The 1,192-nt window shown below is 46.6% G+C and carries 1 protein-coding gene and 1 pseudogene; both read left to right on the top strand.

Annotated features, from left to right (window positions below):
* Positions 1–66: 66 nt before the first annotated feature.
* Positions 67–339 (top strand): transposase, encoded by a 273-nt coding sequence (locus ACYVF1_RS32190; protein ID WP_461086823.1) that lies wholly within the window; start codon positions 67–69, stop codon positions 337–339.
* A 21-nt stretch (positions 340–360) separates the two neighbouring features.
* Positions 361–1,170 (top strand): annotated as a pseudogene (locus ACYVF1_RS32185) (IS3 family transposase); the annotation flags it as partial.
* Between the last annotated feature and the right edge of the window lie 22 nt (positions 1,171–1,192).

Genomic DNA, 1,192 nt, shown 5'->3' with positions numbered 1-1,192 from the left:
TGTAAGCTTCCCTGAAATTAGGACAGTCATGGATTAGACTCGAAAAGAGCTAATTTTAACTGACACATGAAAAAAAAGAAGTTTACCGAAACACAAATCGTAGCCATCCTGAAGCAGTACGAAGGAGGACGAGAAGCCATGGACGTGTGCCGTGAGTATGGCATTTCTAAAGCCACTTTATTTAACTGGCGCAAGAAATACAGTGGCATGGAAGCCACTCATTTGAAAGAACTTAAAGCGCTTAAAGATGAAAACCACCGGCTGAAACAGATGTACGCTGAACTCAGCCTGGATTATCGACTGGCGAAAGAAATCATCGAAAAAAACAGGGCCGCCTGAGCGGCTTTAAGGCCTTGCCAACAGAAGGAGTTAGTGGAGTGGGCAGTGGAAGAAAACATAACTGTGGGCAGGGCCTGTCGGGTAGTGGGTATGCATCGGTCCAGGTGGTACTATCGCAGCAAAAAGAATGACCAGCCGGTCATTGAGAAGTTACAAACTTACGCGGAAGCTTACCCGACTCGTGGCTTCGATGACTACTATGGTAAGATCCGTAATGAAGGACTTAAATGGAATCGCAAACGGGTGTTGCGCGTGTATCGGCTGCTGAGCTTGAAACATCGAAGACGGCATAAGCGACGCGTACCAGCCCGAGTGAAGCAACCTTTACATGCCCCCGAAACGATCAACTACAGTTGGAGTATGGATTTTGTGGCGGATGTTCTGACCAGTAAGCGAACGATTCGCGTGCTAACCATTATTGACGACTGTAGTCGAGAAGTGGTAGCCGCTCATGCTGATTTTTCGCTGCCCGCTCAGAAAGTAGTCGATGTTTTGAACGATATTGCTCTGCAACGTCCTCTACCCAAACAGATTAGAGCGGATAATGGGCCTGAATTTATAGCGGATAAATTTCGGCAGTGGTGCACAGCTAACAACATTATAATTCAATACATTCAACCCGGCAAGCCTATGCAAAACGGCTACATAGAACGGCTTAACCGAACCTATCGCGAGGATGTATTAGATGCATATTTGTTCGATTCGCTTGAGCAAGTTCGGATTTTATCAGACGAGTGGATGGATCAGTACAATCGTTTTCATCCCCATCAATCACTGGGCGGCTTGGCACCAGCAACATATGCCAAGCAAGGGGAAGATGAAAAAGTCTAAATGCTTGCTGTCCTAATTGGGG

Source organism: Spirosoma flavus, from assembly GCF_054778555.1.
The sequence above is the reverse complement of the archived record's forward strand: the minus strand, read 5'-3'. Positions and strand labels throughout refer to the sequence as shown.

Coding starts and splice junctions, on each gene's coding strand:
- ACYVF1_RS32190 (WP_461086823.1), top strand. CDS start 67: ATGAAAAAAAAGAAGTTTACCGAAACACAAATCGTAGCCATCCTGAAG.